This is a genomic window from Thauera propionica, from assembly GCF_002245655.1.
Taxonomy (GTDB): Bacteria; Pseudomonadota; Gammaproteobacteria; order Burkholderiales; family Rhodocyclaceae; genus Thauera; species Thauera propionica.
Map to the genome: position 1 here is coordinate 79,551 of NZ_NOIH01000014.1, position 25,123 is coordinate 104,673.

At 62.1% G+C, this 25,123-nt stretch carries 22 protein-coding genes and 1 tRNA gene; 14 read left to right on the top strand and 9 right to left on the bottom strand.

Annotated elements, in window-relative coordinates:
• Nucleotides 1–8 precede the first annotated feature (8 nt).
• From CGK74_RS12475 to CGK74_RS12490, 4 genes are read left to right on the top strand one after another with little or no spacing between them, the layout of a single operon-like run.
• Nucleotides 9–1,373, top strand: a complete 1,365-nt coding sequence (locus CGK74_RS12475; RefSeq protein ID WP_094268798.1) for a M16 family metallopeptidase — start codon at nucleotides 9–11, stop codon at nucleotides 1,371–1,373.
• Entirely contained in the window at nucleotides 1,370–1,909 is a 540-nt protein-coding gene (rsmD, locus tag CGK74_RS12480; protein WP_094268799.1) for a 16S rRNA (guanine(966)-N(2))-methyltransferase RsmD, read from the top strand. The genes CGK74_RS12475 and rsmD overlap by 4 nt, the downstream gene beginning before the upstream one ends.
• Nucleotides 1,906–2,397 carry a pantetheine-phosphate adenylyltransferase gene (gene coaD / locus CGK74_RS12485; RefSeq protein WP_094268800.1) on the top strand — a complete coding sequence of 164 codons (492 nt, stop codon included), beginning with the start codon at nucleotides 1,906–1,908 and terminating at the stop codon, nucleotides 2,395–2,397. Before rsmD ends, coaD begins: the two co-directional genes overlap by 4 nt.
• Before the next feature lie 16 nt (nucleotides 2,398–2,413).
• Nucleotides 2,414–2,665 (top strand): YfhL family 4Fe-4S dicluster ferredoxin, encoded by a 252-nt coding sequence (locus tag CGK74_RS12490; protein WP_094268801.1) that lies wholly within the window; start codon nucleotides 2,414–2,416, stop codon nucleotides 2,663–2,665.
• A 114-nt stretch (nucleotides 2,666–2,779) separates the two neighbouring features.
• Here the strand turns inward: CGK74_RS12490 and CGK74_RS12495 are convergent, their stop codons facing one another.
• Nucleotides 2,780–4,741, bottom strand: coding sequence for a dynamin family protein (locus CGK74_RS12495; protein ID WP_094268802.1), 1,962 nt, complete (start codon nucleotides 4,739–4,741; stop codon nucleotides 2,780–2,782).
• A gap of 138 nt (nucleotides 4,742–4,879) precedes the next feature.
• Nucleotides 4,880–5,701 (bottom strand): bifunctional DNA-formamidopyrimidine glycosylase/DNA-(apurinic or apyrimidinic site) lyase, encoded by an 822-nt coding sequence (gene mutM, locus CGK74_RS12500; RefSeq protein ID WP_094268803.1) that lies wholly within the window; start codon nucleotides 5,699–5,701, stop codon nucleotides 4,880–4,882.
• Nucleotides 5,702–5,908: 207 nt separating this feature from the next.
• Here mutM and CGK74_RS12505 point away from each other — a divergent pair, with 207 nt between their 5' ends.
• From CGK74_RS12505 to pth, 7 genes are all read left to right on the top strand, one after another.
• Nucleotides 5,909–7,624: a tetratricopeptide repeat protein gene (locus CGK74_RS12505; RefSeq protein WP_094268855.1), complete on the top strand. Its 1,716-nt coding sequence runs from the start codon at nucleotides 5,909–5,911 to the stop codon at nucleotides 7,622–7,624.
• A gap of 2 nt (nucleotides 7,625–7,626) precedes the next feature.
• Complete coding sequence (lolB, locus tag CGK74_RS12510; protein ID WP_240498715.1) at nucleotides 7,627–8,208, top strand: lipoprotein insertase outer membrane protein LolB; 582 nt, start codon at nucleotides 7,627–7,629, stop codon at nucleotides 8,206–8,208.
• The gene (gene ispE, locus CGK74_RS12515; RefSeq protein WP_094268805.1) at nucleotides 8,190–9,065 is read left to right on the top strand and encodes a 4-(cytidine 5'-diphospho)-2-C-methyl-D-erythritol kinase; all 876 of its coding nucleotides are present in this window, start codon (nucleotides 8,190–8,192) and stop codon (nucleotides 9,063–9,065) included. Before lolB ends, ispE begins: the two co-directional genes overlap by 19 nt.
• A 48-nt stretch (nucleotides 9,066–9,113) precedes the next feature.
• Nucleotides 9,114–9,190: transfer RNA gene (locus CGK74_RS12520), tRNA-Gln, on the top strand.
• Nucleotides 9,191–9,281: 91 nt separating this feature from the next.
• A complete protein-coding gene (locus CGK74_RS12525; protein WP_094268806.1) occupies nucleotides 9,282–10,232 on the top strand; it encodes a ribose-phosphate pyrophosphokinase in 951 nt (316 codons plus the stop codon).
• An 88-nt stretch (nucleotides 10,233–10,320) separates the two neighbouring features.
• The gene (locus CGK74_RS12530) at nucleotides 10,321–10,923 is read left to right on the top strand and encodes a 50S ribosomal protein L25/general stress protein Ctc (RefSeq protein WP_094268807.1); all 603 of its coding nucleotides are present in this window, start codon (nucleotides 10,321–10,323) and stop codon (nucleotides 10,921–10,923) included.
• A gap of 45 nt (nucleotides 10,924–10,968) precedes the next feature.
• The gene (gene pth, locus CGK74_RS12535) at nucleotides 10,969–11,634 is read left to right on the top strand and encodes an aminoacyl-tRNA hydrolase (RefSeq protein WP_094268808.1); all 666 of its coding nucleotides are present in this window, start codon (nucleotides 10,969–10,971) and stop codon (nucleotides 11,632–11,634) included.
• Nucleotides 11,635–11,652: 18 nt separating this feature from the next.
• On the opposite strand, the gene CGK74_RS12540 is transcribed toward pth, so the two are convergent.
• Nucleotides 11,653–12,522 (bottom strand): ATP adenylyltransferase family protein, encoded by an 870-nt coding sequence (locus tag CGK74_RS12540; protein WP_094268809.1) that lies wholly within the window; start codon nucleotides 12,520–12,522, stop codon nucleotides 11,653–11,655.
• Between the two features lie 196 nt (nucleotides 12,523–12,718).
• Between CGK74_RS12540 and ychF the strand changes: the two genes are divergently transcribed.
• The 3 genes from ychF (at nucleotide 12,719) to CGK74_RS12555 (ending at nucleotide 15,973) form a co-directional block, all read left to right on the top strand.
• Nucleotides 12,719–13,810: a redox-regulated ATPase YchF gene (ychF, locus tag CGK74_RS12545; RefSeq protein WP_094268810.1), complete on the top strand. Its 1,092-nt coding sequence runs from the start codon at nucleotides 12,719–12,721 to the stop codon at nucleotides 13,808–13,810.
• Nucleotides 13,811–14,031: 221 nt separating this feature from the next.
• Nucleotides 14,032–15,228: a tyrosine-type recombinase/integrase gene (locus CGK74_RS12550; RefSeq protein ID WP_094268811.1), complete on the top strand. Its 1,197-nt coding sequence runs from the start codon at nucleotides 14,032–14,034 to the stop codon at nucleotides 15,226–15,228.
• Nucleotides 15,206–15,973: a hypothetical protein gene (locus CGK74_RS12555; RefSeq protein WP_196637389.1), complete on the top strand. Its 768-nt coding sequence runs from the start codon at nucleotides 15,206–15,208 to the stop codon at nucleotides 15,971–15,973. The genes CGK74_RS12550 and CGK74_RS12555 overlap by 23 nt, the downstream gene beginning before the upstream one ends.
• Nucleotides 15,974–15,989: 16 nt before the next feature.
• Here the strand turns inward: CGK74_RS12555 and qatD are convergent, their stop codons facing one another.
• Genes qatD through CGK74_RS12585 form a run of 6 tightly spaced genes read right to left on the bottom strand, consistent with a single transcriptional unit; the run spans nucleotide 15,990 to nucleotide 25,123 of the window.
• A complete protein-coding gene (gene qatD / locus CGK74_RS12560) occupies nucleotides 15,990–16,727 on the bottom strand; it encodes a Qat anti-phage system TatD family nuclease QatD (protein WP_094268812.1) in 738 nt (245 codons plus the stop codon).
• Entirely contained in the window at nucleotides 16,727–17,989 is a 1,263-nt protein-coding gene (qatC, locus tag CGK74_RS12565; RefSeq protein WP_043218901.1) for a Qat anti-phage system QueC-like protein QatC, read from the bottom strand. The genes qatD and qatC overlap by 1 nt, the downstream gene beginning before the upstream one ends.
• Nucleotides 17,986–18,849 carry a hypothetical protein gene (locus CGK74_RS12570; RefSeq protein WP_054286761.1) on the bottom strand — a complete coding sequence of 288 codons (864 nt, stop codon included), beginning with the start codon at nucleotides 18,847–18,849 and terminating at the stop codon, nucleotides 17,986–17,988. The genes qatC and CGK74_RS12570 overlap by 4 nt, the downstream gene beginning before the upstream one ends.
• Nucleotides 18,849–20,690 (bottom strand): KAP family P-loop NTPase fold protein, encoded by a 1,842-nt coding sequence (locus CGK74_RS12575; RefSeq protein ID WP_054286760.1) that lies wholly within the window; start codon nucleotides 20,688–20,690, stop codon nucleotides 18,849–18,851. The genes CGK74_RS12570 and CGK74_RS12575 overlap by 1 nt, the downstream gene beginning before the upstream one ends.
• 25 nt (nucleotides 20,691–20,715) lie before the next feature.
• The gene (locus tag CGK74_RS12580; RefSeq protein ID WP_054286759.1) at nucleotides 20,716–23,814 is read right to left on the bottom strand and encodes an HsdR family type I site-specific deoxyribonuclease; all 3,099 of its coding nucleotides are present in this window, start codon (nucleotides 23,812–23,814) and stop codon (nucleotides 20,716–20,718) included.
• On the bottom strand, nucleotides 23,807–25,123 hold the full coding sequence (locus CGK74_RS12585) for an AAA family ATPase (protein WP_054286758.1): 1,317 nt from the start codon (nucleotides 25,121–25,123) through the stop codon (nucleotides 23,807–23,809). Before CGK74_RS12585 ends, CGK74_RS12580 begins: the two co-directional genes overlap by 8 nt.

Below are 25,123 nucleotides of genomic sequence, written 5' to 3' on the forward strand. Positions count from 1 at the left end.
ACCCCGCCATGATCCTGACGCCCCGCTTCCTTGCCCCCGCCCTCGCCGGCCTCGCCCTGGTCGCGCAGCTGGCGCTTGCCCCGGCCGCCGTCGCCGGCCCGAAGATCGAGCAATGGACCGCGCCCTCCGGTGCGCGCGTGTCCTTCGTCGAAAGCCGCGCCCTGCCGCTGGTCGACATCCAGATCGACTTCGCTGCCGGCTCGGCCTTCGAGCCTGCGGACAAGGCCGGCCTCGCGGGCCTCACGCGCAGCCTGCTCGACGCCGGCACCAGCGCGCTCGACGAGCAGCAGATCGCCGAACGCATCGCCGACATCGGCGCGCGAATCGGCGGCAGCACCGACAGCGACCGGTCCGGCCTGTCGATCCGCAGCCTGTCCTCCGCCCCCGAGCGCGACGCCGCCGTGGACCTCGCCGCCACCCTGCTTGCGCAGCCCGTATTCCCGCCCGAGATCCTCGAACGCGAACGCCGCCGCGCCATCGCCGGACTGCGCGAGGCGCTGACCAAGCCCGCCACGCTCGCCGCCCGCCGCTTCAACGAAGCGCTCTACAGCGGTCACCCCTACGGCACCAGCACCACCCCGGAATCGCTCGAGGCGATCACCCGCGACGACCTCGTGGACTTCCACCGCCGCCACTTCGGTCCCCAGCGCGCCGCCATCGCCATTGTCGGCGACGTCGACCGCGCCACGGCCGAGCGCATCGCCCAGCGCCTGACCGAAGCCCTGCCGCGGGTCGAGGCGGCCGCGCCATTGCCCGCGCCTGTTGCGCCGCAGGCCGAGACGCTGCGCATCCCGCACCCGTCCGCCCAGGCCCACATCCTCGTCGGCCAGCCGGGCATGGCGCGCGAGGACGCCGATTACTTTCCGCTGCTGGTCGGCAACTACGTGCTGGGCGGCGGTGGCTTCGTGTCGCGCCTGACCCAGGAAGTGCGCGAGAAGCGCGGCTTCGCCTACAGCGTGTATAGCTACTTCGCGCCGCAGCAGGTCGCCGGCCCCTTCCAGATCGGACTGCAGACCCGCGGTAGCCAGGCCGAGGAAGCCCTCGGCGTGGTGCGCGACACCCTGGCCGGCTTCATCGCCAAGGGCCCGAGCGAGACCGAGCTGCAGGCCGCCAAGGACAACCTGATCAACGGCTTTGGCCTGCGCCTCGACTCGAACGCCAAGACGCTGGACTACGTGGCGATGATCGGCTTCTACAGCCTGCCGCTCGACTGGCTCGACACCTACCCGCACAAGGTCGCAGCCGTCACGGTCGATCAGGTGCGCGACGCCTTCGCCCGCCGCATCCGCAGCGAACACCTCGTTACCGTGATCGCGGGCGGTGACGGTGACACGCAGGCCGCCCCCGCTGCCGCCGCGGAAACGCGCGAATGAGCCGGGTACGCATCGTCGGTGGGCAGTGGCGCTCGCGCCTGCTCGATGTTGCCGACGTGCAGGGGCTGCGCCCCACGCCCGATCGCGTGCGCGAGACCCTGTTCAACTGGCTCGGCCAGGATCTCGACGACCAGCACTGTCTGGACCTTTTCGCCGGCAGCGGCATCCTCGGCTTCGAGGCCGCGTCGCGCGGCGCATCCTCGGTCGTGCTCGTCGAGCGCGACCCCCGCGCCCTCGACGCACTGCACAAGGCGGCAAAGACCCTACAGGCATCGCAAGTAGAGATCGTGCGCGGCGATGCGGTAAGATTCGCGCAAACCACGCCTCGGACGTTCGACGGCGTGTTTCTCGACCCGCCCTACAAGCAGGGCTGGATCGAGCGCGTGGAACCCTGGCTGGACAGGCTGGTGAAGGCGGATGGATGGCTCTATGTCGAGTCCGAGACCGCGATCGACAGCCTGGGCAACTGGCTCCCGGCCAAGCAGGGCCGCGCCGGACAGGTCCATTTCCATCTGATGCGCAGGAGCGGGGCATGAAGGAAGCGGTGGCGGTATATCCGGGCACGTTCGACCCGTTCACCCGCGGGCATGAGGATCTCGTGCGCCGGGCGTCGGTGCTGTTCGACCGAGTCGTCGTTGCCGTCGCGCGCAGCAACAGCAAGAACCCGATCTTCTCGCTCGACGAGCGGGTCGAGATCGCGCGCTCGGCGGTGGCTGCCTTTCCGAATGTGGCAGTGGTCGGCTTCGACTGCCTGCTGATGGAGTTCCTGAAGCAACAGAGTGCGCGCGTGATCCTGCGCGGCCTGCGGGCCGTGTCGGATTTCGAGTATGAATTCCAGATGGCGGGAATGAACCGCAAGCTCTACCCGGACGTCGAAACCGTATTTCTGACGCCGGCCGAAGAGTACATGTTCATCTCCGCCACGATGGTGCGGGAAATCGCCCGCCTCGGCGGCGATGTGAGCAAGTTCGTGCAGCCACCCGTGCTGGCACGGCTGCAGGAAAAACTGAACTCAAAGCGATAGCAAGGAAGCGAAGACCATGGCTCTGATGATTACCGACGAGTGCATCAACTGCGACGTCTGCGAACCGGAATGCCCCAACGGCGCCATCTCCCAGGGCGATGAGATCTACGTCATCGACCCGGACAAGTGCACCGAATGTGTCGGCCATTTCGACGAACCGCAGTGCCAGCAGGTCTGCCCGGTCGACTGTATCCCGCTGGATCCGGGTCATCAGGAGACCAAGGACCAGCTGATGGAGAAGTTCCTGAAGCTGACCGGCAAGGCCTGACACCCGCCCGGCACGCCGGGCTGCAACAAGCACAAGGCCTTCCGCGGACATGCGCCGCGGAAGGCCTTGTGTCGTTAACTATTGGTGGCAGGCAGTGGAATCGGCCGCCCCCTTTCAGGCGGCCCGCCGGGTTTCGGTCGCCTCACCATCCTCCACGCCGAGCTTCTGGGCCAGTTCCTGCCGCAAGGCCTCGAGCTCCTCCAGCATGCCCAGCACGCCCGACTCGCTCTGGCGCAGCTCGTCGACACGATCCTCGAGCGTGTCGGTCGCCTGGTGGATGCGCTTGACGCTCTCGAGGCGACGCTTGAGCTGGATCTGGTATTCGCGCACCTGCGTTTCCAGCGGCGACATCACCGCGCGCAGCCACTGCTCGATGTCGCGGTTGGCGAGCTCGAACGTGCGCCGGGCCTGAACCGCGACCGTCTCGAAGAACTTCTGCGTCAGCGTGTGCTTCTCGGTGGTAACCAGCGTCAGCGTGGTATTCAGCTGGCGGTTGAAGGCCGACTCGAGGCGCTCGATCTCCTTCTCGTAACGCAGGGTCGAGAAGGTCTCGGGCGGCGCCAGCTTCAGGCCATGCTCGACGCTGAAACGCTTGTACATCGCGTCAAGCATCTTGGTGATCTCGGCGATCTCGCTGGTCGAGCGCTGCAGGTTGTTGCGCAGGTGCTGGAAGAAGCCCTCCATCGCGTCGCGCAAGCCCTTGGTGAAGGTGGATTCCATCATCGCCTCACGGGTGCGGCGTGTCTCGTCGCGCAGCGCATCCATGCCGATGTTGGACAGCAGGCTGTTGGTGAGACTGGAGAACACCGAGCGCACCGCGTAGTACTTCTGCAGACCCTGCTCGAAATCCTCCTTCTCGGTGCGGATCTTTCGCATCATGTATTCGATGACGCTCTGATTCTTGCCGCGCAGGTCGGTGAGTTCCTGCAACTGCTCGCGCAGGCTCGCCAGGCGAGCCTCGAGCAGTCCGCGCGTCTGCGCAAAGACCTCGCTCGTCTCGGCCTGCGTATCGTCACGCACGATGTCCTGCTTGGCGGGCAGCAGTTCACCGGTCAGCGCCTGCTCCAGCGACGATATGCGACTGCGCTGAAGCAGTTCGGCATCGCCATTGATGCGCGCAACCAGCCCTTTCTGCGCCGAGACCGGAAAGACAGCGGACGTATCGATATCCAGCGTGGAGGCGACCGAGCTGACCTGCTTGTCGATCTCGGCCTCGATCTGCGCCTCTTCGCGCAGCCCGTCCCACAATCCGTCAATCTTGTTCAGCACCACCAGGCGGCCACGCTGACGCGGACCTGCACCCTGCACGTAGTCGCGCCAAACAGCGAGATCGCTTTGCGTGACGCCGGTATCGGCGGCGAGGATGAACAGCACCGCGTGGGCGCTCGGCAGCATCGACAGCGTCAGTTCCGGCTCGGCACCGATCGCATTCAGGCCCGGCGTGTCGAGCACGACCAAGCCCTGTTCGAGCAGCGGATGAGGGAACTGGATGACGGCGTGACGCCACGACGGCACCTCGATCAGCCCGTCGGCGCCGGGTTTCAGCCCTTGCTCGCCCTTGGGGTCGATGATGAAGCCCAGGCGTTCGGCCTCTTCCTGGCGAACGCGGGTGGTCTCGCCGACGCGCGCCAGCGCTTCCTGCAGGCCGGAGGCATCCAGCGCCTGCAGGGGCACGACCTGCCACTCTTCCGGGTAGCGCTTGAGTTCGCTCACAGGCGCCTGGCGCTCGCGCGAGCGGATCGGCAGCAGACGCAGCTCGGGCTTCGCACCCTTGCTCCACTGCAGTTCGGTCGGGCACATCGTGGTACGGCCTGCGCTCGACGGGAGGATTCGGTCGCCGTAGTCGGCGAAGAAGATCGCGTTGATGAGTTCGGACTTTCCGCGCGAGAACTCCGCGACAAATGCCACGGTGAGCTTGTCGTCGCGCAGGCGATCGAGCAGGTATTGCAGCCGCAGATCGGACTGGGCATCACCGACCTCGTTGCGCGACAGCCAGTTGCGCAGGCGCGTCACGGTTTCGGCGGTGGAGGCACGCCAATCGGCGTAGGCGGAAAACTGGTCGATCAGCTGGGTCATCGGCTCACTCGTCGGACTGGAGTCGCGCACCGGGGCGCGGGGGCGATCTTGATAGCGGCAGCATAACGGCGAACACGTTTTGCTTCCATCCCGGCGTTGCGCGGCGGGACCGGCGGCTCCCTCGGGGCGACGAACGTCTCAGGCCCGCCGCCGCTGGCAGCGCGGGCAGAAATAGGTGGCGCGCTGCCCGCTGACGATGCGCTGCACGGGTGTACCGCACTGCCGGCACGGCTCGCCCTCCCGGGCATAGACAAAATACTGCTGCTGGAAGTAACCCGGCCGCCCGTCGCTGCCGACGAAGTCACGCAGGGTACTGCCGCCTGCAGCGATCGCCGCGGAGAGGGTGTCGCGCACCGCAGCCACAAGTCGCGCGCACCGGCGCGGGCCGAGCGCGCCCGCGGGTTCGAGGGGATGGACCCCGGCGCGGAAAAGGCTCTCCGACGCATAGATGTTGCCCACGCCGACCACCCGGTGGCTGTCCATCAGCACATGTTTGATCGGCGCCCGCAAGCCGCGCGTGGCGCGATGCAACCACGCGCCATCGAACGCATCGCTCAGGGGCTCGGGGCCGAGCCGCGCAAGCAGCGGATGCGCATCGGCAGCGCCCGCTTGCCACACGACCATGCCGAACCGGCGCGGATCGCGCAGACGCAGCGCCAGATCCCCGAACACGAGGTCGACATGGTCGTGGGGCGCAGGCGGAAGCTCGGCATCCACCACGCGCAGACTGCCCGACATTCCCAGATGCAGGATCACCGAACCGGCACCGAAGTCAAACAGCAGGTACTTCGCGCGGCGCCACACCCGCCTCAGATTGCACCCGACGAGCAGGTCGGCGAGCTCGTCGGGCACCGGCAGGCGCAGACTGGCGTTACGGACGACCACCGCGGTCAGCGCCCGCCCCTCGACATGGGGGCGCACGCCGCGGCAGGTGATCTCGACTTCGGGCAGTTCGGGCATGGCATCCTGCGTGACGGAACAACACGGGCGGTACGCCGCACCCGTCCGTCTTGCGGGCATGGCGCCGATCTGCATACCATGGCGCGAACCGAATTCTAGAGCAGCGCTCAAACCCGCGTCTGCAACGAAGGATCTGCCATGGCCGCCCCCTCGGGCACGACCGCGCAGCGTCCTTCGACGCCCCGCCGCATCCGCCGGATCAAGTTCATGAAAACCCAGCCTGCCCGCCTCCTCAGAACCCTCTGCCTCGCGCTCGGCGTCGGCGCAGCGACCAGCCTCTCCGCCGCCGCGGACAACGACGGCATCGGCGGCCCGCTTCCGGCGCAGGAACTGACGCCGCGCACGGTATACCAGTTCCTGCTCGCCGAGATCGCAGGCGCACGCGGACAGATCGGCCTGTCAGCGCAGTTGTACCTGGACCTTGCCCGGGCCACGCGCGACCCGCGCATCGCCCGACGCGCCACCGAGATCGCCATGTATTCGCGCAACCCGCAGATGGCCGCCGAGGCGGCGAGCCTGTGGGTCGAAGTCGCGCCCAACTCGGAGGAAGCCCGCCGCATCCTCGCCGGCGTGGGCGGCGCCACCGGCGGCGCTGCGAATCTCGACAACGTCCAGACCCAGCTCGCACGCGCGCTGGCCCAGTCGAACGGGCGGTTGCCGCAGAACCTGCTTGGGCTCAATCGCGCACTCGCCGGCATCCCGGACAAGGACGCCGTGCTGCGCATCGTGCAGCGCCTGACCGAACCCTACCTCGACGCACCCGAAGCCTACGTCGCGCGCGCCCAGGCGGCGATGGTTGCGCAGGACCCGATGCTCGCGCTTGGCGCGGTCGATTCGGCGCTGCAGCTACGTCCGGGCTGGGAGCCGGCCGTGATGCTCAAGGCGCAGATCCTGCAGCATTCCGGCGCCAGCGCCGAGGCGGCGCGCCAGCTCGAGATCGAAGTCGAGCGCAACCCCGACAACAACGCTCTGCGCCTGGCCTATGCCCGCTCGCTGGTCAGCGCCCAGCGCTTCGAGGACGCTCGCAGCGAGTTTCGCCGCCTGCTTGCCGCCAGCCCCAACGACGCCGAGCTCCTGTACGCGGTGGGCCTGCTGTCGATGCAACTCGACGACAAGGCCGAAGCCGAGGCGCACTACCTGCGCGCCCTCGACAACGGTCATCCGCAACCCGACCTGATCCGCCTGCAGCTCGGCCTGCTTGCCGACGGCCGTGGCGACGGCGTGGCGGCACGCAAATGGTTCGGAGAGATCACCGACGAACGTCATGTTCCCGAAGCCATGATCCGTAGCGCTCAGAGCATGGCCCGCGAGGGCCGCATCGACGAGGCACGTGCCTTGCTAAAGGCGCAGGACGGCAATGACGAACTCCAGCGCCGCTACCTGATCGCCGAGGCGCAACTCCTGCGCGAAGCCGATCGCACCGCCGACGCACTCACCGTGCTCGACGATGCACTACGCGACCAGCCGGACGATACCGACCTGCTGTACGAAACCGCCATGCTCGCCGAGCGGCTCGACCGCATCGACCTGATGGAAAGCCGCCTGCGGCGCGTGATCGAACTCAAGCCCGACCATGCCCATGCGCACAACGCGCTCGGTTATTCGCTGGCAGACCGCAACCTGCGACTGGATGAGGCCGAGGCCTTGATCGTGCGCGCCCTCGAGCTGTTGCCGGACGACCCCTTCATCCTCGACAGCATGGGCTGGGTGCGCTTCCGCCGTGGCGACGCGAAGGAAGCCGCAGTTCACCTGGAGCGCGCCTATGCCATCCGCGCCGACGCAGAGATCGCGGCCCACCTCGGCGAAGTGCTGTGGACGCTGCAGCGGCAGACCGACGCCAACCGCATCTTCGACGAAGCACTGAAGGCGCATCCCGACAACAAGCTGCTGGCCGACACCGTGCGTCGCCTGCGCGGCCAGTGACCGTGCAAGCCCGCCTCACCCTCAGCGCCGCCGCGGCGGCGATCGTGGTCGGACTCGCCGCCTGCGCTCCGCTGCCCGTCACCGCGCCACCTACGATCGCTGCACGCAGCGCCACCGAAGCCTTCGAGCTGCAGGGCCGCCTGTCGGCCAGCGACGGCCAGCAGGCCGCAAGTGGCCGCGTCGAATGGCAGCACATCCGCAGCACCCACCATTTCACCCTGCTTTCCCCGCTCGGCCAGGTCGTTGCACAGCTCGATGCCGACGCGCTCGGTGCCCGCCTGCAGACCGCCGACGGACAGGACCTCAGCGCGGACAGCGCCGAAGCCCTGCTCCCCCGGGTGCTGGGCGTCGATGTCCCGGTCAGCCGCCTTGGCCTTTGGGTTCAGGCCGCACCGGGTCCCGATGCCGAGATCCGCAACCGCGACTCGACCGGCCGCCCCGCGCTGGTCATCGACCAGGGCTGGCGGATCGAATACCTCGAATATGCCGGCGAGAGCGGCGACGCTCCGCCTGCCCGCCTGGACATCTCCCGCGGCGACGCCCGCATCCGCCTCGTCATCGATTCATGGACCACCCTGCCCTGAGCGGCCTCGGCACCGCGGACCCGCGCCGCCTGCTCGGCTGTCCCGCTCCCGCCAAGCTCAACCTCTTCCTGCACGTCGTCGGGCGGCGTGCAGACGGCTACCACCTGCTGCAGACCGCCTTCCGCCTGCTCGACTGGGGCGACACGCTCGATTTCACGCTGCGCACGGACGGCGAGATCCGGCGCACCAGCGACGTTGCCGGCGTACCTGCCGAGCACGACCTCGTCGTGAGGGCCGCACGTCTGCTGCAGGCGCACACCGGCTGCAGACTGGGCGCCGACATCGCGCTGCACAAGGTGCTGCCCATGGGCGGCGGCCTCGGGGGCGGCAGCTCGGACGCCGCGACGACCCTGATCGCGCTCAACCGCCTGTGGGACACCGGACTGACCCGGACCGAGCTGCAGACCCTGGGCCTGCAGCTCGGTGCCGACGTACCGGTCTTCATCTTCGGCTGCGATGCCTTTGCCGAAGGCGTGGGCGAGGCCCTTCAGCCACTCGAACTGCCGCCGGCGTGGTACGTGATCCTGTCGCCGGGGGTCTCGGTCCCGACCGCCGAAATTTTTTGCGCAGAGGACTTGACGAGAAATACGCCGCTGATCAAAATGGCGGACTTCGCAGCAAGCACCACGCGTAACGACCTGCAGCCAGTGGCTTGCAATCGGTACCCGGAAGTGAAAAGCGCGATCGACTGGCTGGCACAGTTTGCGCCGGCACGGATGACAGGCTCAGGCGCCTGCGTCTTCGCTGAAGTTGCTTCGGACGATGACGCGGAACGCATCGCAGCCAGCTGCCCGGAGCGATGGGCAGCCTGGAAAGTGCGATCTGCCTCTCGCCATCCGCTGTACGAGTGGCTATAATCGCCGCGCTTCGTCAGTCGATGTGTAACGCTGACGAAACAGGTTTCTTGGGGAGTCGCCAAGTCGGTTAAGGCACCGGATTTTGATTCCGGCATTCGAGGGTTCGAATCCTTCCTCCCCAGCCATATAACGACGGGCAGACCACGGGTCTGCCCGAGTCGTTTTTACGCGCAGAATATTCGCGCGTCGTTTCTTACGGCACTCGGAGTAGCAGAAATGCCCCACGGCAGCCTGATGGTCTTCACCGGCAACGCCAACCCCAAACTTGGCGCCGATGTGACGCGACGTCTGGGTATCTCCCTCGGTTCGGCTACGGTCGGCCGGTTCTCGGACGGCGAGGTCAACGTCGAACTGCTCGAGAATGTGCGCGGCAAGGACGTTTTCGTCCTGCAGCCCACCTGCTCGCCCACCAACGAAAACCTGATGGAACTGCTGGTGCTGGTCGACGCGCTCAAGCGCGCCTCCGCCGGCCGGATCACGGCAGCCATTCCCTACTTCGGCTATGCCCGCCAGGACCGTCGCCCGCGCTCGGCGCGCGTGCCGATCACGGCCAAGGTCGTCGCCAACATGCTGCAGGCCGTGGGCGTCCAGCGCCTGCTGACGATGGACCTGCACGCCGACCAGATCCAGGGCTTCTTCGACATCCCGGTCGACAACGTCTACGCCGCCCCGGTGCTGCTCAACGACCTCGACAAGCAGAAATACGACGACCTGCTGGTCGTGTCGCCCGACGTCGGCGGCGTGGTGCGTGCGCGTGCCTTCGCCAAGCGCATGGAATGCGACCTGGCGATCATCGACAAGCGCCGCCCCAAGGCCAACGTCTCCGAAGTCATGAACATCATCGGTGAGGTCGAAGGCCGCACCTGCGTGATCATGGACGACATCGTCGATACCGCCGGCACGCTGTGCAAGGCCGCCTCCGCACTCAAGCAGCACGGCGCCAAGCGCGTGCTGTCGTACTGTACCCACGCCGTGCTGTCGGGCGCTGCGGTGTCGCGTATCAACGATTCGGAACTCGACGAGCTCGTCGTCACCGACACCATCCCGCTGCGCGAGGACGCCAAGGCCTGCCCGCGCATCCGCCAGGTCTCGGTCGCGTCGCTGCTGGCCGACACGATCCTGCGCATCAGCAACGAGGAATCCGTCTCCTCGCTGTTCATGGAATGAGTTTCTCGCCCGCCCCTTCCGACGAAGGGGCGGGCTTTCAACGTCTTCGCCTGGTCGCGGACGAAGACATCACCACTAGGAGCAACACATGCAGATCCAATTCAAGGCCACCAAGCGTGACGCCCAGGGTACGGGTGCGAGCCGCCGCCTGCGTCGCGCCGGCCAGCTGCCGGGCATCATCTACGGCGGTGTGGGCGAAGCCCTGCCGGTCACGTTCGACCACAACGAGCTGTACCACCTGCTGAAGAAGGAAGTGTTCCACTCTTCCGTCCTGACTATCGACGTCGATGGCAAGAAGGAAACGGTCGTGCTGCGCGACACCCAGTGGCACGCCTTCAAGCCCCAAGTCCTGCACATCGACTTCCAGCGCGTGGCTGCTGACCAGAAGATGCACCTGAAGGTGCCTCTGCACTTCGTCGGCGACGACGTCAGCCCCGCAGTCAAGCTGGGCGGCTGCATGATTTCGCACGTCGTCAACGAAATCGACGTCCAGTGCCTGCCGAAGGATCTGCCCGAGTTCGTCGAAGTCGACCTGTCGGCGCTGGAAGCCGGCCAGTCGGTGCACGTCTCGCAGATCAAGCTGCCGGCCGGCGTCGAGCTGGTCCTGCACGGCGAAGGCGACCCGGTGGTTGCCAGCGCGCTGAAGGTCAAGGGCGCGGCCGAAGCCGAAGGCGAAGGCGAAGCCGCCTAAGCTGCCTTCCGGCCTGCCCCAACGGATGCTGGAGACCGAACAACGATGAGCACAGCGCCTTCGCGCCCCCTGCGCCTCGTCGTCGGTCTCGGCAATCCGGGGGCTGAATACACCGAGACCCGGCACAACGCCGGGTTTTGGTTTTGTGAGCGGCTCGCCGACAAGCTCGGCGTGCGCTTCTCGCACGAGTCGCGTTTTCATGGCCTGGTTGCCAATGCGCGTGAGGCCGGTGTGTGGCTGCTTATGCCGCAGACCTTCATGAACCGCTCCGGCCAGGCCATCGGCGCGCTCGCGCGCTTCTACCGCATCGAACCGTCCGAGATCCTCGTCGTGCACGACGAGCTCGACATCCCGCCCGGCCAGCTACGCTTGAAGTTCGGCGGCGGTCTCGGCGGCCACAACGGGCTGAAGGACACCTCCGCCCATCTCGGCACCCACGATTACTGGCGCCTGCGCATCGGCATCGGCCACCCGGGCGACCGCAACGAAGTGGTCAACTTCGTCCTCAAGCCCGCCCGGCGCGAGGAGCAGCAGCAGATCGACGAAGCGATCGACAAGGCGCTGGCGACCTGGCCGCAGCTCGCGCGTGGCGAACTCAACGCCACGGCCACGAAGCTCAACGCCCGCCCCGCGCCCCCCAAGCCTCCCAAAGCACCCAGGCCCCCGAAAGAGACGAAGCCGGGACCGGCGCCCGAAGACGCCGGCGCCTGAACGCCGCGGTCTTCCGTATCAGCAGCCCACCGCCGCCAGCGCACGCAGCGGGCCGACCCGGCGAATCGCGTCGATCTGCTCCGGCTGGCGCGTGTACAGCGTGCCACCGAAGCACACCGCACTGATCGAGATGCCCTCGAAGCACTCCTGGCTGCGCGGCAGCATCAGCAGCCAGCCCTCGCCCACCAGCAGATTGCACGGCGGCAGCAGGCCGTCCTCGCCCGGCGCCAGACCCAGCTCGTCGCACGCATTGCGGTAGCCCGCCAGCAGGCTGTCAGCTGCCACCTCGACCGGCACGCCCCGGCCGCTGAGCACGCGGACAAACACATGCTTCATCGGTAGCGCCGGGTGTGTTGCGACGCCCTGCTCGGGCAGCCCCAGCGGCAAGCCGCCGGCAAACAGGCGCAGGCTGGCGTTGCCCTCGGCCTCGGGCATCCACTGCAGGTGCTTGTGGCGCTGGCTGGCGCCTGCCGCCGCGCCGCCGTTGTACAGCCCGATGCCGCCCGCTTCGGCCATGATCGTCGCCAGTGCAGCGAAGTCGCTGTGCTCCAGCGGCCGCAACTGCTCCTCGAACGTCCGCCGCGCCAGCACGAGGTGGCGCTCGCACAGCGGAAACTTGTTCAGGATGGCGACATGCCCGTCGCCCACCGGCCCCACCGTCAGTTCCGGGTCCGGATTGAGAAAGGGGTTGAAGTTCGGGTCACGCGGCCCGCCCGGAATCGCCACTTTGGCCGCGTCCTTGACCGCCAGCGACGACACCCAGCGCACGGTGAAGCGCATGCCGTCATCCTCCATCTCGATCTGTTCGGCCTGCACCGGTTGCAGCGCACCTGACGCAAGCGCAGTCGCGCTGCGCTCATCGATTGACTCCAGCCATGCCCTACCCATGTCATCTCCTCCCTTGGTCTACTTTTGGGCCAATGCAAGCCGGGCATTGTAGGCCGGGAGAACGGGGTTTGCGCACGCCACGAGGACGGCGCTTTGAACGCACCCCCGGCGACACGGTACAATTACGAGTTTTCCACACCGGATCAAGGCCGTAGCGCGACTTCCACGCAGCCGCCCCGGAACGACAAGGATTCACATGAGCCTGAAATGCGGAATCGTCGGCCTGCCCAACGTCGGCAAGTCGACCCTGTTCAATGCGCTGACCAAGGCCGGCATCCAGGCCGAGAACTACCCCTTCTGCACCATCGAGCCCAACGTCGGCATCGTCGAGGTGCCGGACCCCCGCCTCGATGCGCTGTCCGAGATCGTCAAGCCGCAGAAGATCCAGCCTGCCATCGTCGAATTCGTCGATATCGCCGGGCTCGTCGCGGGCGCCTCGAAGGGCGAAGGCCTGGGTAACCAGTTCCTCGCCAACATCCGCGAGACCGACGCCATCGTGCACGTCGTGCGCTGCTTCGCCGACGACAACGTGATTCACGTCTCGGGCAGCGTCGACCCGATCCGCGACATCGAGGTCATCGACACCGAACTCGCGCTCGCCGACATGGCCACCGTCGAGAAGGCGCTCAATCGCTACAAGCGCCCTGCCGCCTCCGGCGACAAGGAGGCCAAGATCCTGGTCGCGGTGCTCGAGAAGTGCTTCACCCAGCTCGATCAGGGCAAGGCGGTGCGTGCGCTGGACCTGTCGAAGGAAGAATGGGCTTCGCTCCGCCCCTTCTGCCTGATCACCGCCAAGCCGGTGCTGTACGCTGCCAACGTCGCCGAGAACGGTTTCGACAACAACCCGCACCTGGATGCGGTGCGCGCCCACGCCGCGGCCGAGGGCGCCGAAGTCGTCGCCCTGTGCGCGGCGATCGAAGCCGAGATCGCCGACCTCGACGATGCCGACAAGAAGGATTTTCTCGAGTCCATGGGTCTCGAGGAGCCGGGCCTCGACCGCCTGATCCGCGCCGGCTACAAGCTGCTCGGCCTGCAGACCTATTTCACCGCCGGCGTGAAGGAAGTGCGCGCCTGGACCATCCACGTCGGCGACACGGCCCCGCAGGCAGCCGGCGTGATCCATACCGACTTCGAGCGCGGCTTCATCCGCGCGCAGACCATCGCCTTCGAGGATTTCATCCAGTACAAGGGCGAGACCGGCGCCAAGGAAGCCGGCAAGATGCGCGCCGAGGGCAAGGATTATGTGGTGAAGGATGGTGACGTACTGAACTTCCTGTTCAACGTCTGACCCAAACAAGCCATTTCTCAGGATTTCACAAGATTACTTTGAAGCCCTGAAGCAGCGACAGAACCCCGGAAAATCCGGGGTTCTTCGTTTCCATGGGTTGCATGAGATTGCCCGGCCTTGCCCGCGGAAAGTGACTACGTAGGTGTATACGAAAATTAGACCTAGCAAAATAAGGTGTATATGATCCATCCATCACCCCTTCTTGCCGACCCCGTGACACCATGCTTACAGATGCTCACTGCCGTGCTGCCAAACCGAAGGAGCAGCTCTACCGCCTGAATGACCTTCGCGGCCTTTACCTTGAAGTGAAGCCCAATGGGGTGAAGGCTTGGCGCTACCGCTTCAAGCTGGGCGGCAAGGGGTCGTGGTTCGCGCTGGGCGACTACCCTGCCGTCAGCCTTGCCGAAGCGCGGGACAAGTGCGAGGAAGCGCGGAAGCTGGTCAAGCAGGGCATCAACCCCGTCCAGCACCGGCAGCTTGAGCGCCTCAAGCGCGAAGAGGATTCCGCCAATACCTTCGAGACCGTCGCCAAAGAGTGGCTGGCTCTGCGGGACTGGGAGGACATCACCAAGAAACGCCGCCTGGACATGCTGGGGCGGGTGGTCTTCCCCAGCATCGGCAAGCTTCCGGTGCGCGACATCACCCCTGCGCACGTTCTCGACATCCTTACCAAGACCGTGAAACGCGGTGCGCCGACTGTCGCTGCGGAAGCCAAGCGCACCATGTCCGGTGTCTTCGAGCTGGCAGTTGCCACCTTGCGGGCAGACAACGATCCCGTCTGGCCCGTCCGCAAGGCTTTGCCCGCCAACAAGACGCAACACAAGACGGCACTGACCACCGCGCAGATCGGCAAGCTGCTCAACGACTTCGACAACCACCGTTGCGGCTATCAGGTCAATTTCTGCATCCAGTTGATGTGGTGGACACTGGCGCGTCCCAGCGAAGCGGCAGAAGCGGAATGGGCTGAATTCGATCTCGATGCCGCGCTTTGGACGATCCCAGCCCGGCGCATGAAAGCCCGCCGTGAACATGTAGTGCCGTTGCCAACGCAGGCCGTAGAGATGTTGCGCCGCCTGCACGCCATCAGCGGTGATCGGACGCACCTATTTCCCGGCAGGGATGACCGCAACAGGCCGATGTCGGTGCATTCGATCCGGCAGGCGCTCAAGGTGCTGGGCTGGAGCGGCACCTACAGCCCGCATGGCACCAGAACCACGGGCAGCACCCGGCTGAACGAAATGGGCTATCGCCCGGATGCCATTGAAGCGCAGCTTGCCCACGCGGAACCCAACTCGGTGCGTCGCACCTACAACCATGCCACCTACCTTGAAGAACGGCGGAGCATGATGCAGGCGTGGGCGGACAAGCTCGAAATCTGGAAGCAGGAGAGCACAGGTGAAGTCAGTAGAACACAGTGAGTACCTGCCCGACACGGAGGCAGGACGCTCACTATTCAGGGAGCGCCTGATTGCAAAAATTCAGCAACATCGCGATTTCAAGGCGCTGCCACAAGAAACTCAGTCGAGCTTCTTTGAGGAATTAGCTGAACTCACCCTCTTCGGCACCAACAACTGTTCGGTGGAGACACATAGCCCTAGGATACGCAAGCTCGAAAAACTGGCCGATAGTTATCGCCGGGTTGCCAATAGCATTGCACTGCTTTCGGAAATAGATGAACTGCTGCTCGATGATGCCTTTCAACACAGCATGCCTTTGCAACAGCAAAAGAAACTGATGCGGCAGCTGGCTGCTGATATTAATGGCCTGATAGGCGCTATGCGTCAGACGCCCGCTGGCACATCTGAGCGGTTTTTGCTACGACTGCAGGGCGCGAGCTTTCTGAAGAAATTGGAAAAGCTGGGAGTCGCCTGCAAGATCAACAATGATTTTCAGAAAATCGACCAAGATGATGTGTCGCACCGCGAGGAAAGCGAGGGCGTGCAACACTTTCTGCCGGATCTTTCGCAAAGTATGACTCTTGCCATGCTCTGTACCATGCTGACTATCCTCAACAATGGCCAGATCGTTGAATGGAGCTATTGCCGAAGGCTGCTAAAGGAAGGCAAAAAAGCGCTTGCTTTTGAACGTCGACTCGCTGAATCACTACCAAGATCAGACGAGTTATTAGTGTTAAAAAACCAAATTCTCCAACATGGCCAGTGATGCTAAAAGCTGGAAATTAGTATTGCCGTATTAGTCTCAAAAGACGATGAGAGTTTTCGCTCAGCAAAATTGCTGCTTCCTGGGTGGAAATGCCCCATGCTTGTCCTAGGTGCCTAGCTGTGAGGTCTGCGCTCCAGGGTGGAACTGGCTTGTCATCGACCTGTGCAAACGGGCCGTCACTTTCGGGAACAACAAAGTGCCGCGGTAGCTTCGCCGCCAAAGCCCGGCCACTACTCGATGCAAGTGCCGCCGGCCCGATGCTGAACCAGCAGCCACGCTCTTCCGCAGCTCGCAGCTCCTTCACCGTCCCTGTGAACCAGTGCATTACTGCGGTTCCAAATCTGGCATGTCGATCCAAAACAGCCAGTACGTCATTTACAGCTTGGCGTGAATGAATGCTGAGCACACGACCGCCCAGTGCCGAGCTACGTTCAATGATGGCCTCAAATAGGCCGCGCTGAACATCGTAGCTCTTGCGGTAGCGAGACGAGCCATCAAGGCCCACTTCGCCAACGGCTGTGACATCGCCCATTTGCGTCAACAGAAGGTCGAGCTCGCCGGCACGCTCGTGCGCAATCTCTGGATGAAGTCCTGGGGTGACGAGTACATTCGCTGCGCCGGTAAGCACACGCGCAGTCGCAACAAAGGCCTTTGGGCTGGTAGTCACCAGCCATGTGAATTCATTCTTTTGCGCAGCTTCCTTGAATACCTCGCGAGCGTTCGGATAGAGGTCAAGGTGGCAGTGGAAATCCATCACAGTACGCCATCCCTCTGTAGCAAGGCTTCAAGCTCATTCAGGCCATTAGCAAGTACGTTCCTGTATGCCAATCTGGCAGCGGGCTCGGCAAATGCCAGAGAGGCCCCCAGGAATCGGTCCAAGCCCTTCTGCCGGGCCGTGAGTACGGCAAGGGCTGCAGCCATCGCGTCATCAGGTCCGCTAGTCTTGTTCGCGTCGGCCAACGAGCGGTGTACGTACTCGGTTGTATCGCGGGCAGGGTCCCAGGCGATAAAAGCGGCTTTGCGAATCATGCAAGGAACACACCGGCCGCAGTGCTTTCGGTTGTAGGTGCGAAAACGGCCGCAACTCGTGGAGTCCGCCGCCAACTGCTGAAGCAGAGGCTGGTTGAGACACTCGTTGAGCATCTGGCCTTTGGTTTTGAACTGATAGGGAAGTTCAAGCCGAACAGGCACATCCAATCCGTCCAACACGCTCTGCAACATTGCGATGAACTGCGGGTGCGTGGTCCGGGTGCTCAAACTAGAGACGCGTCCTGGCACCAAAGGCGGATTGATGCAAATGAATCCATTTTCTGGAACAAACACCTGGACAGGATCGGCGGCAACCCGCGAGGCAGCCAGCACCGCGAACGCGTAAAAGGCCAGAGACCGAGCGCGCGTTGAAGTCTCACGTTGGCCGCTAAAGCTGATCCCATGGCTCCATTGCCAGTGAGACCCCACACCGCCAAGCTGCGCTGCGTAATTCCTCTGACGCTGAGAATCCTCATGGGCCAGCTGCGACACAAACATCGGGCGGCGACCTTGTGCAACGAGGTCTATCCCCCCGATGAGGCTATCGAGGCCGCCTGATAGCAGGGACACGCAGTCGTGCGCAGTCGCGACGGGCCTGCCATCCGGTGGCGCTGCTCCGCCAGCTACGAAATGGAGCTTCCAGTAGTCGCCAGTGAGAACCTTGAGAAGTGCTTCAAGTTGTTCTTGGAAAGGCAGCCAGCGCAGTGGCTCATGCAGGCCGACAGTGAGCTCAATCACGCGCGTCCAGCCATCCGCACTCGTGCTTCGAAGACAGGCCAAGTCGGCGGCGCAAACTGCTAGGCAGAACTGAACGAAGTCCCAGACCTGAGCGCTCGGTGCGAACCCGCGCCGCTTCAACGAACCTCGCCATCCTTTCGCGATGGTGCCAACCCCAGGGCGTCGGGCGCTCTTGAAGTAGGTAAATGCGAGTTCTCCAGCATCGAGGTGCGCAGGCAAGAAGTCAGGTGTTGTACATAGAACTTTCATTCGACAAATACCTCAAGGGTTGAGGCCAAGACTTCACTGGCAAGTCGTTGATGGTCAATCCCGCGTGGTCCTTGTCGGTCAAGAACCACCTTGACTTGCGCGTTGACATATTCCTTGATGTCGTTCCGATACAGCTGGATTTGCCGCGCGTCGAACTTAAGCTTCTCGTATGTTTGACCCAGTTGCAGGTCAACGCGATTACATAGGTCGTTGGCGACGATGTAGCCGATGAGGTCGCCGATTTGTGCATCTGTCAGATTGAAGATGTCGACTTCAGGGGCTACCTCATACAGCTGACCAAGCGCTTCTGCCGCAGCGTTCCGAATGGATTCTTCGTCGACACTTCCTGTGTTCGGAAGAACTTCTTTGACCACCTCCAGGACGAGGTCGTTTGCTGAAAGGTTCTGGGCGCGAACCCGATGGACCCAGTCGACAACTCGTGGGTCCGTGGCATCCCGTGCGGACGCAAGAAATTGCCCCAGTTGGCCGGCCCCCTGAGCCGTCGCTCTCATGGTGGCCGCTGCTCGTCGCGGGCCGCCCATTCCCTTGCTGACCATGCTCTTGGTCGCACTGCGCAAAGCTTCGCGCCCCCCGCCACCAAGGAATGCCGACATGCCAGAACGGGCTGGAGCAAAGCGGCGGTCAGGCGCTAGCGCAGGCCCGGTCACATCACCGTCTTCACCGCCAGCCGCGTCGCCCTGCCCGTCAGCGTTGGCGTCGTTGGCATCAGCTGTAGGAGGGCCTTCGCCATCACCAGGCGCAGGACTGTCTCCGCCATTGCCGCCTTCGGGCGGCGACAGCCACTCAGGATCAAATGGGGAGCGGGAGCCACCACCTTTGCTTGATGTTGACGTTCCCATCAGCGCGCTCCTTTCCTGGCTTGTTCAATGGCTTGCTTGACCGGTCTGGAAGCATCACCGGAGGCATGCCACTGATCGAGCACAGGGCGAGCCCACGTCTGCTCATAAAGGAGAGGGACGAGCCCTGGACCGACCTCCTTGATGGGCGCCTGGGCCAGCAACGCGGCGGCCTTTGCACCAAGGTCAGGAAAGATCTTGGAGATTTCCAGCAATGGCACAACATCTTCGGTTTGTCGCCAGTTTCGCTTTGGTGACTTCAGCTGCCACACCTTGGCCATTACCGCGTCAGCCTGACTCATTCCAGCTGCTCGAATTGCCTGTGTCAGCGGCTCATTTGCGCTGGTCGCAACCATCAGCGCATCCCGCAAAGCACGGCCTTCGGTCGTCAAGCTGTCGTCACCGAAGTCCCGCATCGCGGAGTCCCTGCTCAGGTGGAGCAATGGGCGCAGGTCCATTTCGCCGAGCGCAGGCGCAAGCCCAAGCCACTCCCTATGGAAGAACTCATCCTTGAAGGGCTCAGGCAAGGCTCCACCTTCTCGGGTGGCCTGTTCAGCCAGTCGAATGGCATCAACACGTCCTTCCGTCGCGGAAGTGACCCGGCCTGCAAGTGCGTTTGCCAAGGCTTCGTCGCAGCGCTCCAACAGGTGCCATTTGGCCAAAGCCTTGAGGTCCAATTCAATCCCCTGAGGCTTGGCCAAGGCTGACCGGAGAAAGACAGTGTTGAGGAACCGCTTCATCAGGCGCGGATTGGCGTTTACCTTGCTCGAACTCGTGAGCAGCGGTGCCAACCCCTCAGCCAATTCCATCAGCTCGACCAAGTGAGCGTTCTGAGGGTTGATGAGGCCCTTCAAAAATTCCAGCGTCACCGCATCACCGCGCCAACTGGTCTTGAGGCGTTCAGCGACGGCCTGAACCGCGCGAGTGAACTGACCATCGACGAACTGGCCGTCAGCAACGGCCCGCTCCAGCAGCAACAACGCCAGGTAGGCCTTTGCCTCGTTCACCCCTAGCCTTGGCACATGCAGCGGGACCTGGATAAGCTTGTCGAAGTAGTTCGTCGCAACCTCATCGCTGATGCCCGTCCCCGCAAAGTGCACTCGCACAGCACCTCGGATGAACTCGTTGTCGGCAGCGACAACAAACGCACTGCGTTTCAGGAACAGCAGCAGGCGAATGGACTCAAGTGTCGAAATGGCCGTCTGCGGGAGACAACGATCAAGGTCGTCCACGAACACGACAAGGGTAATCTTCAGCTCCTCCAGAAGCTCCTCAAGTGCGTCTCGAAATGCCTGAATTTCGCCTGGTAGAGAGACCGGCTCGGCAGGCTTCAGTACCCCCCAATCCTCATCCTTCTCGGCCCGGTCGTCGCCAGCCTCTCCCTGTTCGTCGCTCAAGCCAAACTTTGCGAGCGCACGTCCAATCAAGCCAATCGGAATGCCTGTGGCGATCGTTGCCGCCGCTTCGCCCCCGAGTTGAACAACTCGCAACAGATTGATGCGCTGAAGAAGCCTTTTGGCTTTCTTCACCAGTCCCTCGTCAGCGGCAGCTCGGCGCAACACTTCATCACCGACCATTTGAAGAAGAGCACTACGTGCGCCCTCAAAGTCCTGATACAGCCAAGGATTGAAGGTGACCACCACGTACGTATTCTTGTCGGGATCTGCGTCGACGTTCAGCCGTGACGCGACCATGCGTACCAATGAGGATTTCCCAACGCCCCAGCCGCCGGATACGCCAATAGAAATGGGCTGGCCGTTGGCCTGCTGCAGAAGCTTTGCGCAGGCATCCGCAACGACGCCGAAGTTCAAGTAGTCCGTGGTTGTTTCGTTGTCATGCCACATGTTCTCCTCCCTGATAATCGAGTGCTTATAGTTGCCCGCCTACACCCTTGAACTTCTCAACAAAGGCAGCGATCTTCTGGAAGACAGTCTGCTTCTTGGTCAGGAATTGCGGGTTCAATGGGCTCATCTTAGGCAGAACCGCATTGAGCTCCGTGCCATTCTCGGTGGCGAACTCGCGCTTCAGTGAGTTGGTGATATAGCGTTTGGCGGCTTCTGCGTTCAGGCCCTCGTCGCTAATCAGCTCTGCAGCCTCTCGCTGCTGTTCCGCTTGAGCGAAAGTGAAGAAGGCCTCAATTACGCTGGCCTTGTCGCCGATCTGGTCCAAATCGGTCTGGTTGATGAAGTCCACCACCAGACTTTCTTTCGCGCGGTTGCCCAGGCTGGCGCGAATCACACGCCGCACTTCATCCACCAGCTCAGACTTGCTTTTGGTCTTCTTGTTGTGCTCGAAAATCAGTTCCAGGATGTAGTCCAGGTTGATTTCCTGAGACTTCAATAGGTCCACCTCAAAGACCACGTCATCCCAGTCGATGGTGGATTTTTCTTTCTCGGCCCCTGCTTTCTGGCGGCGCAGCCAGTCACGTACGTCGTTGTAGGTCGAGCGATAGTCCTGAATCTTCCGCTCGGACGGAAGCGTGATGGCCTGCAGCGCGGTCAGATCTTCATCGCCCAGGTAGTGCTTGGCCTTGAACGCCTCTACTGCGGCAGGGTCCGTCAGATCGACGCCCTGCAACGCCTTCAAACTGGCAAATTCGTCATAGTTCTGCAGCACGTTTTCGACGCGCAAGTACTCGCCGAACAGTTTGACGAAGGCCTTCTTGTCCGCCTCCTTCTCAATGGCGGCAGGGTCGGGGAAGCGTGCTTCCAGTTCCCGCACCACATCCATGAAGCCCCGACGCGCCTCACCGGTGGCCGCATCGGTGAAGCCTTCCATGTACTCCTTGTAGCTTTTCTCCAGCACCACGTTCCTGGTGTTCTTGTCACCAAACAGGGTGATGGCATCGATGGTGGCCTGCTCCAGGTCTCGGAAGGTGACGATGTTGCCGAAGGTCTTGGTGGCGTCATAAATGCGGTTGGTGCGCGAATAGGCCTGCATCAGCCCGTGGTAGCGCAGGTTCTTGTCGACAAAAAGCGTGTTGAGCGTGGGGGCATCAAAACCGGTGAGGAACATGCCGACCACAATCAGCAGATCGACATCCTGTTCTTTGACGCGCTTGGCCAGGTCGCGGTAATAGTTCTGGAAGCCATTGCTGTCCACACTGAAGTTGGTCTTGAACAGCGCGTTGTAGTCGGCGATGGCCGCGCTCAGGAACTCCTTGGCGCTGCTGTTCATGGCCGACACATCAAAGCTCTCGTCCTGGATATCGCCAATCGCATCCTGCTCCTCGTTGGCAGCAAACGAGAAGATGGTGGCCACCTTCAGCGGCTTGTCGCTGCTCTTCTGCAGTTCCCGGAAACACTCGTAATACAGCTTGGCCGCATCCACGCTGCTGACGGCGAACATGGCATTGAAGCCCTTGTTGCCCGGTTGCAGGCGGTGGGTCTTCTGCCGGAAGTTGTTCAGGATGTACCGGGTAATCTCGCGGATGCGATCCGGGTGCAGCAGGGCTTGCCGGTTCTCCGCCGCACTCAGCTTCTTCTCGTCCTGTTCGGTCTCGATGGCCTTGAATTGCGGGCGCACATCGTTGTAGTCCACCTTGAACTTGAGCACCTTCTCGTCGCGGATCGCATCAGTGATCACGTACGCGTGCAGCTCACGGCCAAACACGCTGGCCGTGGTTTCGGCGCCCAGTGCGTTCTGCGGGAAAATGGGCGTGCCGGTGAAACCGAACTGGTAGAACTTCTTGAACTTCTTCTTCAGGTTCTTCTGGGCCTCGCCAAACTGGCTGCGGTGGCACTCATCAAAGATGAACACCACCTGCTTGCCGTAGATGGGCAAGTCCGGCTCGCTCTTCATCAGGTTGTTGAGCTTCTGGATGGTGGTGACGACGATCTTGTTGTCGTCCTTTTCCAGGTTGCGCTTCAGGCCCGCCGTGCTGTCCGAGCCGTTGACGCTGTCCGGCGAGAAGCGCTGGTATTCCTTCATGGTCTGGTAGTCCAGATCCTTGCGGTCCACCACGAAGAACACCTTATCGATGAAGTCCAGCTCCGTGGCCAGGCGCGCTGCCTTGAAGCTGGTCAAGGTCTTGCCGCTGCCGGTGGTGTGCCAGATATAGCCGCCGCTTTCCGTGTTGCTCCAGTTCCTGGCCTGATAGCTGCTCTTGATCTTCCACAGAATGCGTTCCGTGGCGGCGATCTGGTAAGGCCGCATCACCAGCAGCGTATTGCTGACATCGAACACCGAGTAATGCAGCAGCACATTGAGCAAGGTGTGCTTCTGGAAGAAGGTGGCCGTGAAGTCCTTCAGGTCCTTGATCAGCGTGTTGTCCGCCTTCGCCCAGTTCATGGTGAAGTCGAAACTGTTCTTGTTGCGCTGCGTGGTATTGGCAAAGTAACGGGTGTCGGTGCCGTTGGAGATCACGAACAGCTGCAGATACCTGAACAAGGAATGCTCGCTGTTGAAGCTCTCCTTGCTGTAGCGATGCACCTGGTTGAAGGCTTCCCGGATCGCCACGCCGCGCTTCTTCAGCTCCACCTGCACCAGCGGCAGACCATTGACCAGAATCGTCACGTCATAGCGGTTGGCATGACTGCCCGTCTGCTCGAACTGCTTGATCACCTGCACCTTGTTGCGGGCGATGTTCTTCTTGTCCAGCAGGTAGATGTTCTGGATGCGTCCATCGTCAAAGATAAAGTCGTGGATGTAGTCGTCGTGAACCTTGCGGGTCTTTTCAACGATGCCCTCGCTGGGCTTGTCCAGCCAGGTTTCCACGAAGCGCAGCCATTCGCCCTCGGTGAACTGAACGGCGTTGAGCGCCTGCAGTTGCACACGCACGTTGGCCAGCAAGGCTTCGGGCGTCTTGATGGACGAGGCGAACTCGTAGCCCTGATTGACCAGATCCTGGATCAGCTCCCGTTCCAGGTCGCTTTCGCTCTGGTAGTGCTCGGCAACCTTCCACTCCCGGGTGTACTTGTCCAGAACAATGAAATTATTGGATTCGGCGATGGCCTTGTAATCAAGCATTCTTGGCCTCTTGCTCATTGAAGCGGTAGGTTTCGCTCAAAAATGAAACCAGTTCAGCAAGCCTTTCCTTATCAGAGTCTTCGATCTCAGCCACTTCTTCACCTGCGTGCGCAGAATGACTAGAAAAATTCAGGATTCTGCTTACGAATGGATCCGGGACACCATCCGCAGTCTTCTCAAGCAAATCTTCCCATCGTGGATAGCCAAGGAATGTCGCAGTCTTTTCGAGTATATTTCTCAAAAAATTGAAGTGATATTTTTTTATCTGTCCATCTCTAACCGCGCATCGTAGTTCGGCCAGCAGGAACAGGTGGTAAGAAAAGGGGTGGTCATTTGATGAGTGCAGATCAAATCCCCCATCCGCCTTCTTTTTTAGAAGATATTTTTCGGATTGACCACGCTTGTAAACCCATGAGGAATTACCTTCCTGATTTACCCTCTTCAAATCATTGTTGAACTCGTTGTGCAGAACATTGTAGAAGAGAGGACTGTGTGTCGTTACAACAAACTTCAGCCCCTTGCCATCGGTGAAAGAACTGCGCTTTATCAATCCAGCCAAATCGACTGCAAGTGCAATGAGATGACTATCATCCAAGGACGACACCGGGTCATCAATAAAGACATACTCAAGGTTGTTGAATTTGTCAGTGACTCTGTCACCCACGTTGGGTTCATCCAATGTCGATACAACTTGCTGGAGAAGAGTGAAGAAAACGCTCCAGATAAAATTACTCTCTTCGCCCCTGGATATCTTTATAGCCTTGTAGTGCCCTTGGGCTGTATGGTGCTCGTCATTTGCAGAATCAGCGGTAGATTCATCTCTCTCAGGAACACTGGACGCCACCTGAAAAACAATTTCCGTGAAGGCTGGAATGGTAATCTCTACCTCTTTCCCATTAAAGTCCTTGGCTTTCCTCTTGTATTCCTCATTGAAGATGGGATTGGCATTGCTACCCGTATATCGCTGGAAGTTAGAAACAATATTTCCATCTTCACCCAGCTCTTTGAGTAAGGTAATGAGCCAGTCCGTGAAAGTATTCGGTTGAATTTTCAGCTTTGGCTCGGAGTCAGCCTCCAAGTCGTTATCCCAGTAAAACAAGTCTTCGGTAAAGGCGCTATAGTAAAGTATCTTATTGCGCGCGGGGGCTGCTTCATCATCGTTCTGCTGCCCATTATTCTTCGGGGCTACAAGCTCTTTGAACGTACGGGACAGCCGTGTTTTTCCCGATCCATTAAACGCATAGATCAGTTGCACTTTCTTATTGGCGTCGATTAGCTTCTTGGCGATTTCTTTCAGTGTTTTGCTCAC

Excerpts from the sequence above, each read along its gene's own strand:
- CGK74_RS12575 (WP_054286760.1), bottom strand. The coding sequence starts at position 20,690 with ATGTGGCATGACAACGAAACAACCACGGACTACTTGAACTTCGGCGTC.
- ychF (WP_094268810.1), top strand. The coding sequence starts at position 12,719 with ATGAGCCTGAAATGCGGAATCGTCGGCCTGCCCAACGTCGGCAAGTCG.
- mutM (WP_094268803.1), bottom strand. The coding sequence starts at position 5,701 with ATGCCCGAACTGCCCGAAGTCGAGATCACCTGCCGCGGCGTGCGCCCC.
- CGK74_RS12540 (WP_094268809.1), bottom strand. The coding sequence starts at position 12,522 with ATGGGTAGGGCATGGCTGGAGTCAATCGATGAGCGCAGCGCGACTGCG.
- qatC (WP_043218901.1), bottom strand. The coding sequence starts at position 17,989 with ATGAAAGTTCTATGTACAACACCTGACTTCTTGCCTGCGCACCTCGAT.
- qatD (WP_094268812.1), bottom strand. The coding sequence starts at position 16,727 with ATGGATTTCCACTGCCACCTTGACCTCTATCCGAACGCTCGCGAGGTA.
- CGK74_RS12475 (WP_094268798.1), top strand. The coding sequence starts at position 9 with ATGATCCTGACGCCCCGCTTCCTTGCCCCCGCCCTCGCCGGCCTCGCC.
- CGK74_RS12490 (WP_094268801.1), top strand. The coding sequence starts at position 2,414 with ATGGCTCTGATGATTACCGACGAGTGCATCAACTGCGACGTCTGCGAA.
- coaD (WP_094268800.1), top strand. The coding sequence starts at position 1,906 with ATGAAGGAAGCGGTGGCGGTATATCCGGGCACGTTCGACCCGTTCACC.
- CGK74_RS12550 (WP_094268811.1), top strand. The coding sequence starts at position 14,032 with ATGCTTACAGATGCTCACTGCCGTGCTGCCAAACCGAAGGAGCAGCTC.
- CGK74_RS12570 (WP_054286761.1), bottom strand. The coding sequence starts at position 18,849 with ATGGGAACGTCAACATCAAGCAAAGGTGGTGGCTCCCGCTCCCCATTT.
- CGK74_RS12495 (WP_094268802.1), bottom strand. The coding sequence starts at position 4,741 with ATGACCCAGCTGATCGACCAGTTTTCCGCCTACGCCGATTGGCGTGCC.
- rsmD (WP_094268799.1), top strand. The coding sequence starts at position 1,370 with ATGAGCCGGGTACGCATCGTCGGTGGGCAGTGGCGCTCGCGCCTGCTC.
- ispE (WP_094268805.1), top strand. The coding sequence starts at position 8,190 with ATGGACCACCCTGCCCTGAGCGGCCTCGGCACCGCGGACCCGCGCCGC.
- CGK74_RS12525 (WP_094268806.1), top strand. The coding sequence starts at position 9,282 with ATGCCCCACGGCAGCCTGATGGTCTTCACCGGCAACGCCAACCCCAAA.
- CGK74_RS12505 (WP_094268855.1), top strand. The coding sequence starts at position 5,909 with ATGAAAACCCAGCCTGCCCGCCTCCTCAGAACCCTCTGCCTCGCGCTC.
- CGK74_RS12580 (WP_054286759.1), bottom strand. The coding sequence starts at position 23,814 with ATGCTTGATTACAAGGCCATCGCCGAATCCAATAATTTCATTGTTCTG.
- pth (WP_094268808.1), top strand. The coding sequence starts at position 10,969 with ATGAGCACAGCGCCTTCGCGCCCCCTGCGCCTCGTCGTCGGTCTCGGC.
- CGK74_RS12530 (WP_094268807.1), top strand. The coding sequence starts at position 10,321 with ATGCAGATCCAATTCAAGGCCACCAAGCGTGACGCCCAGGGTACGGGT.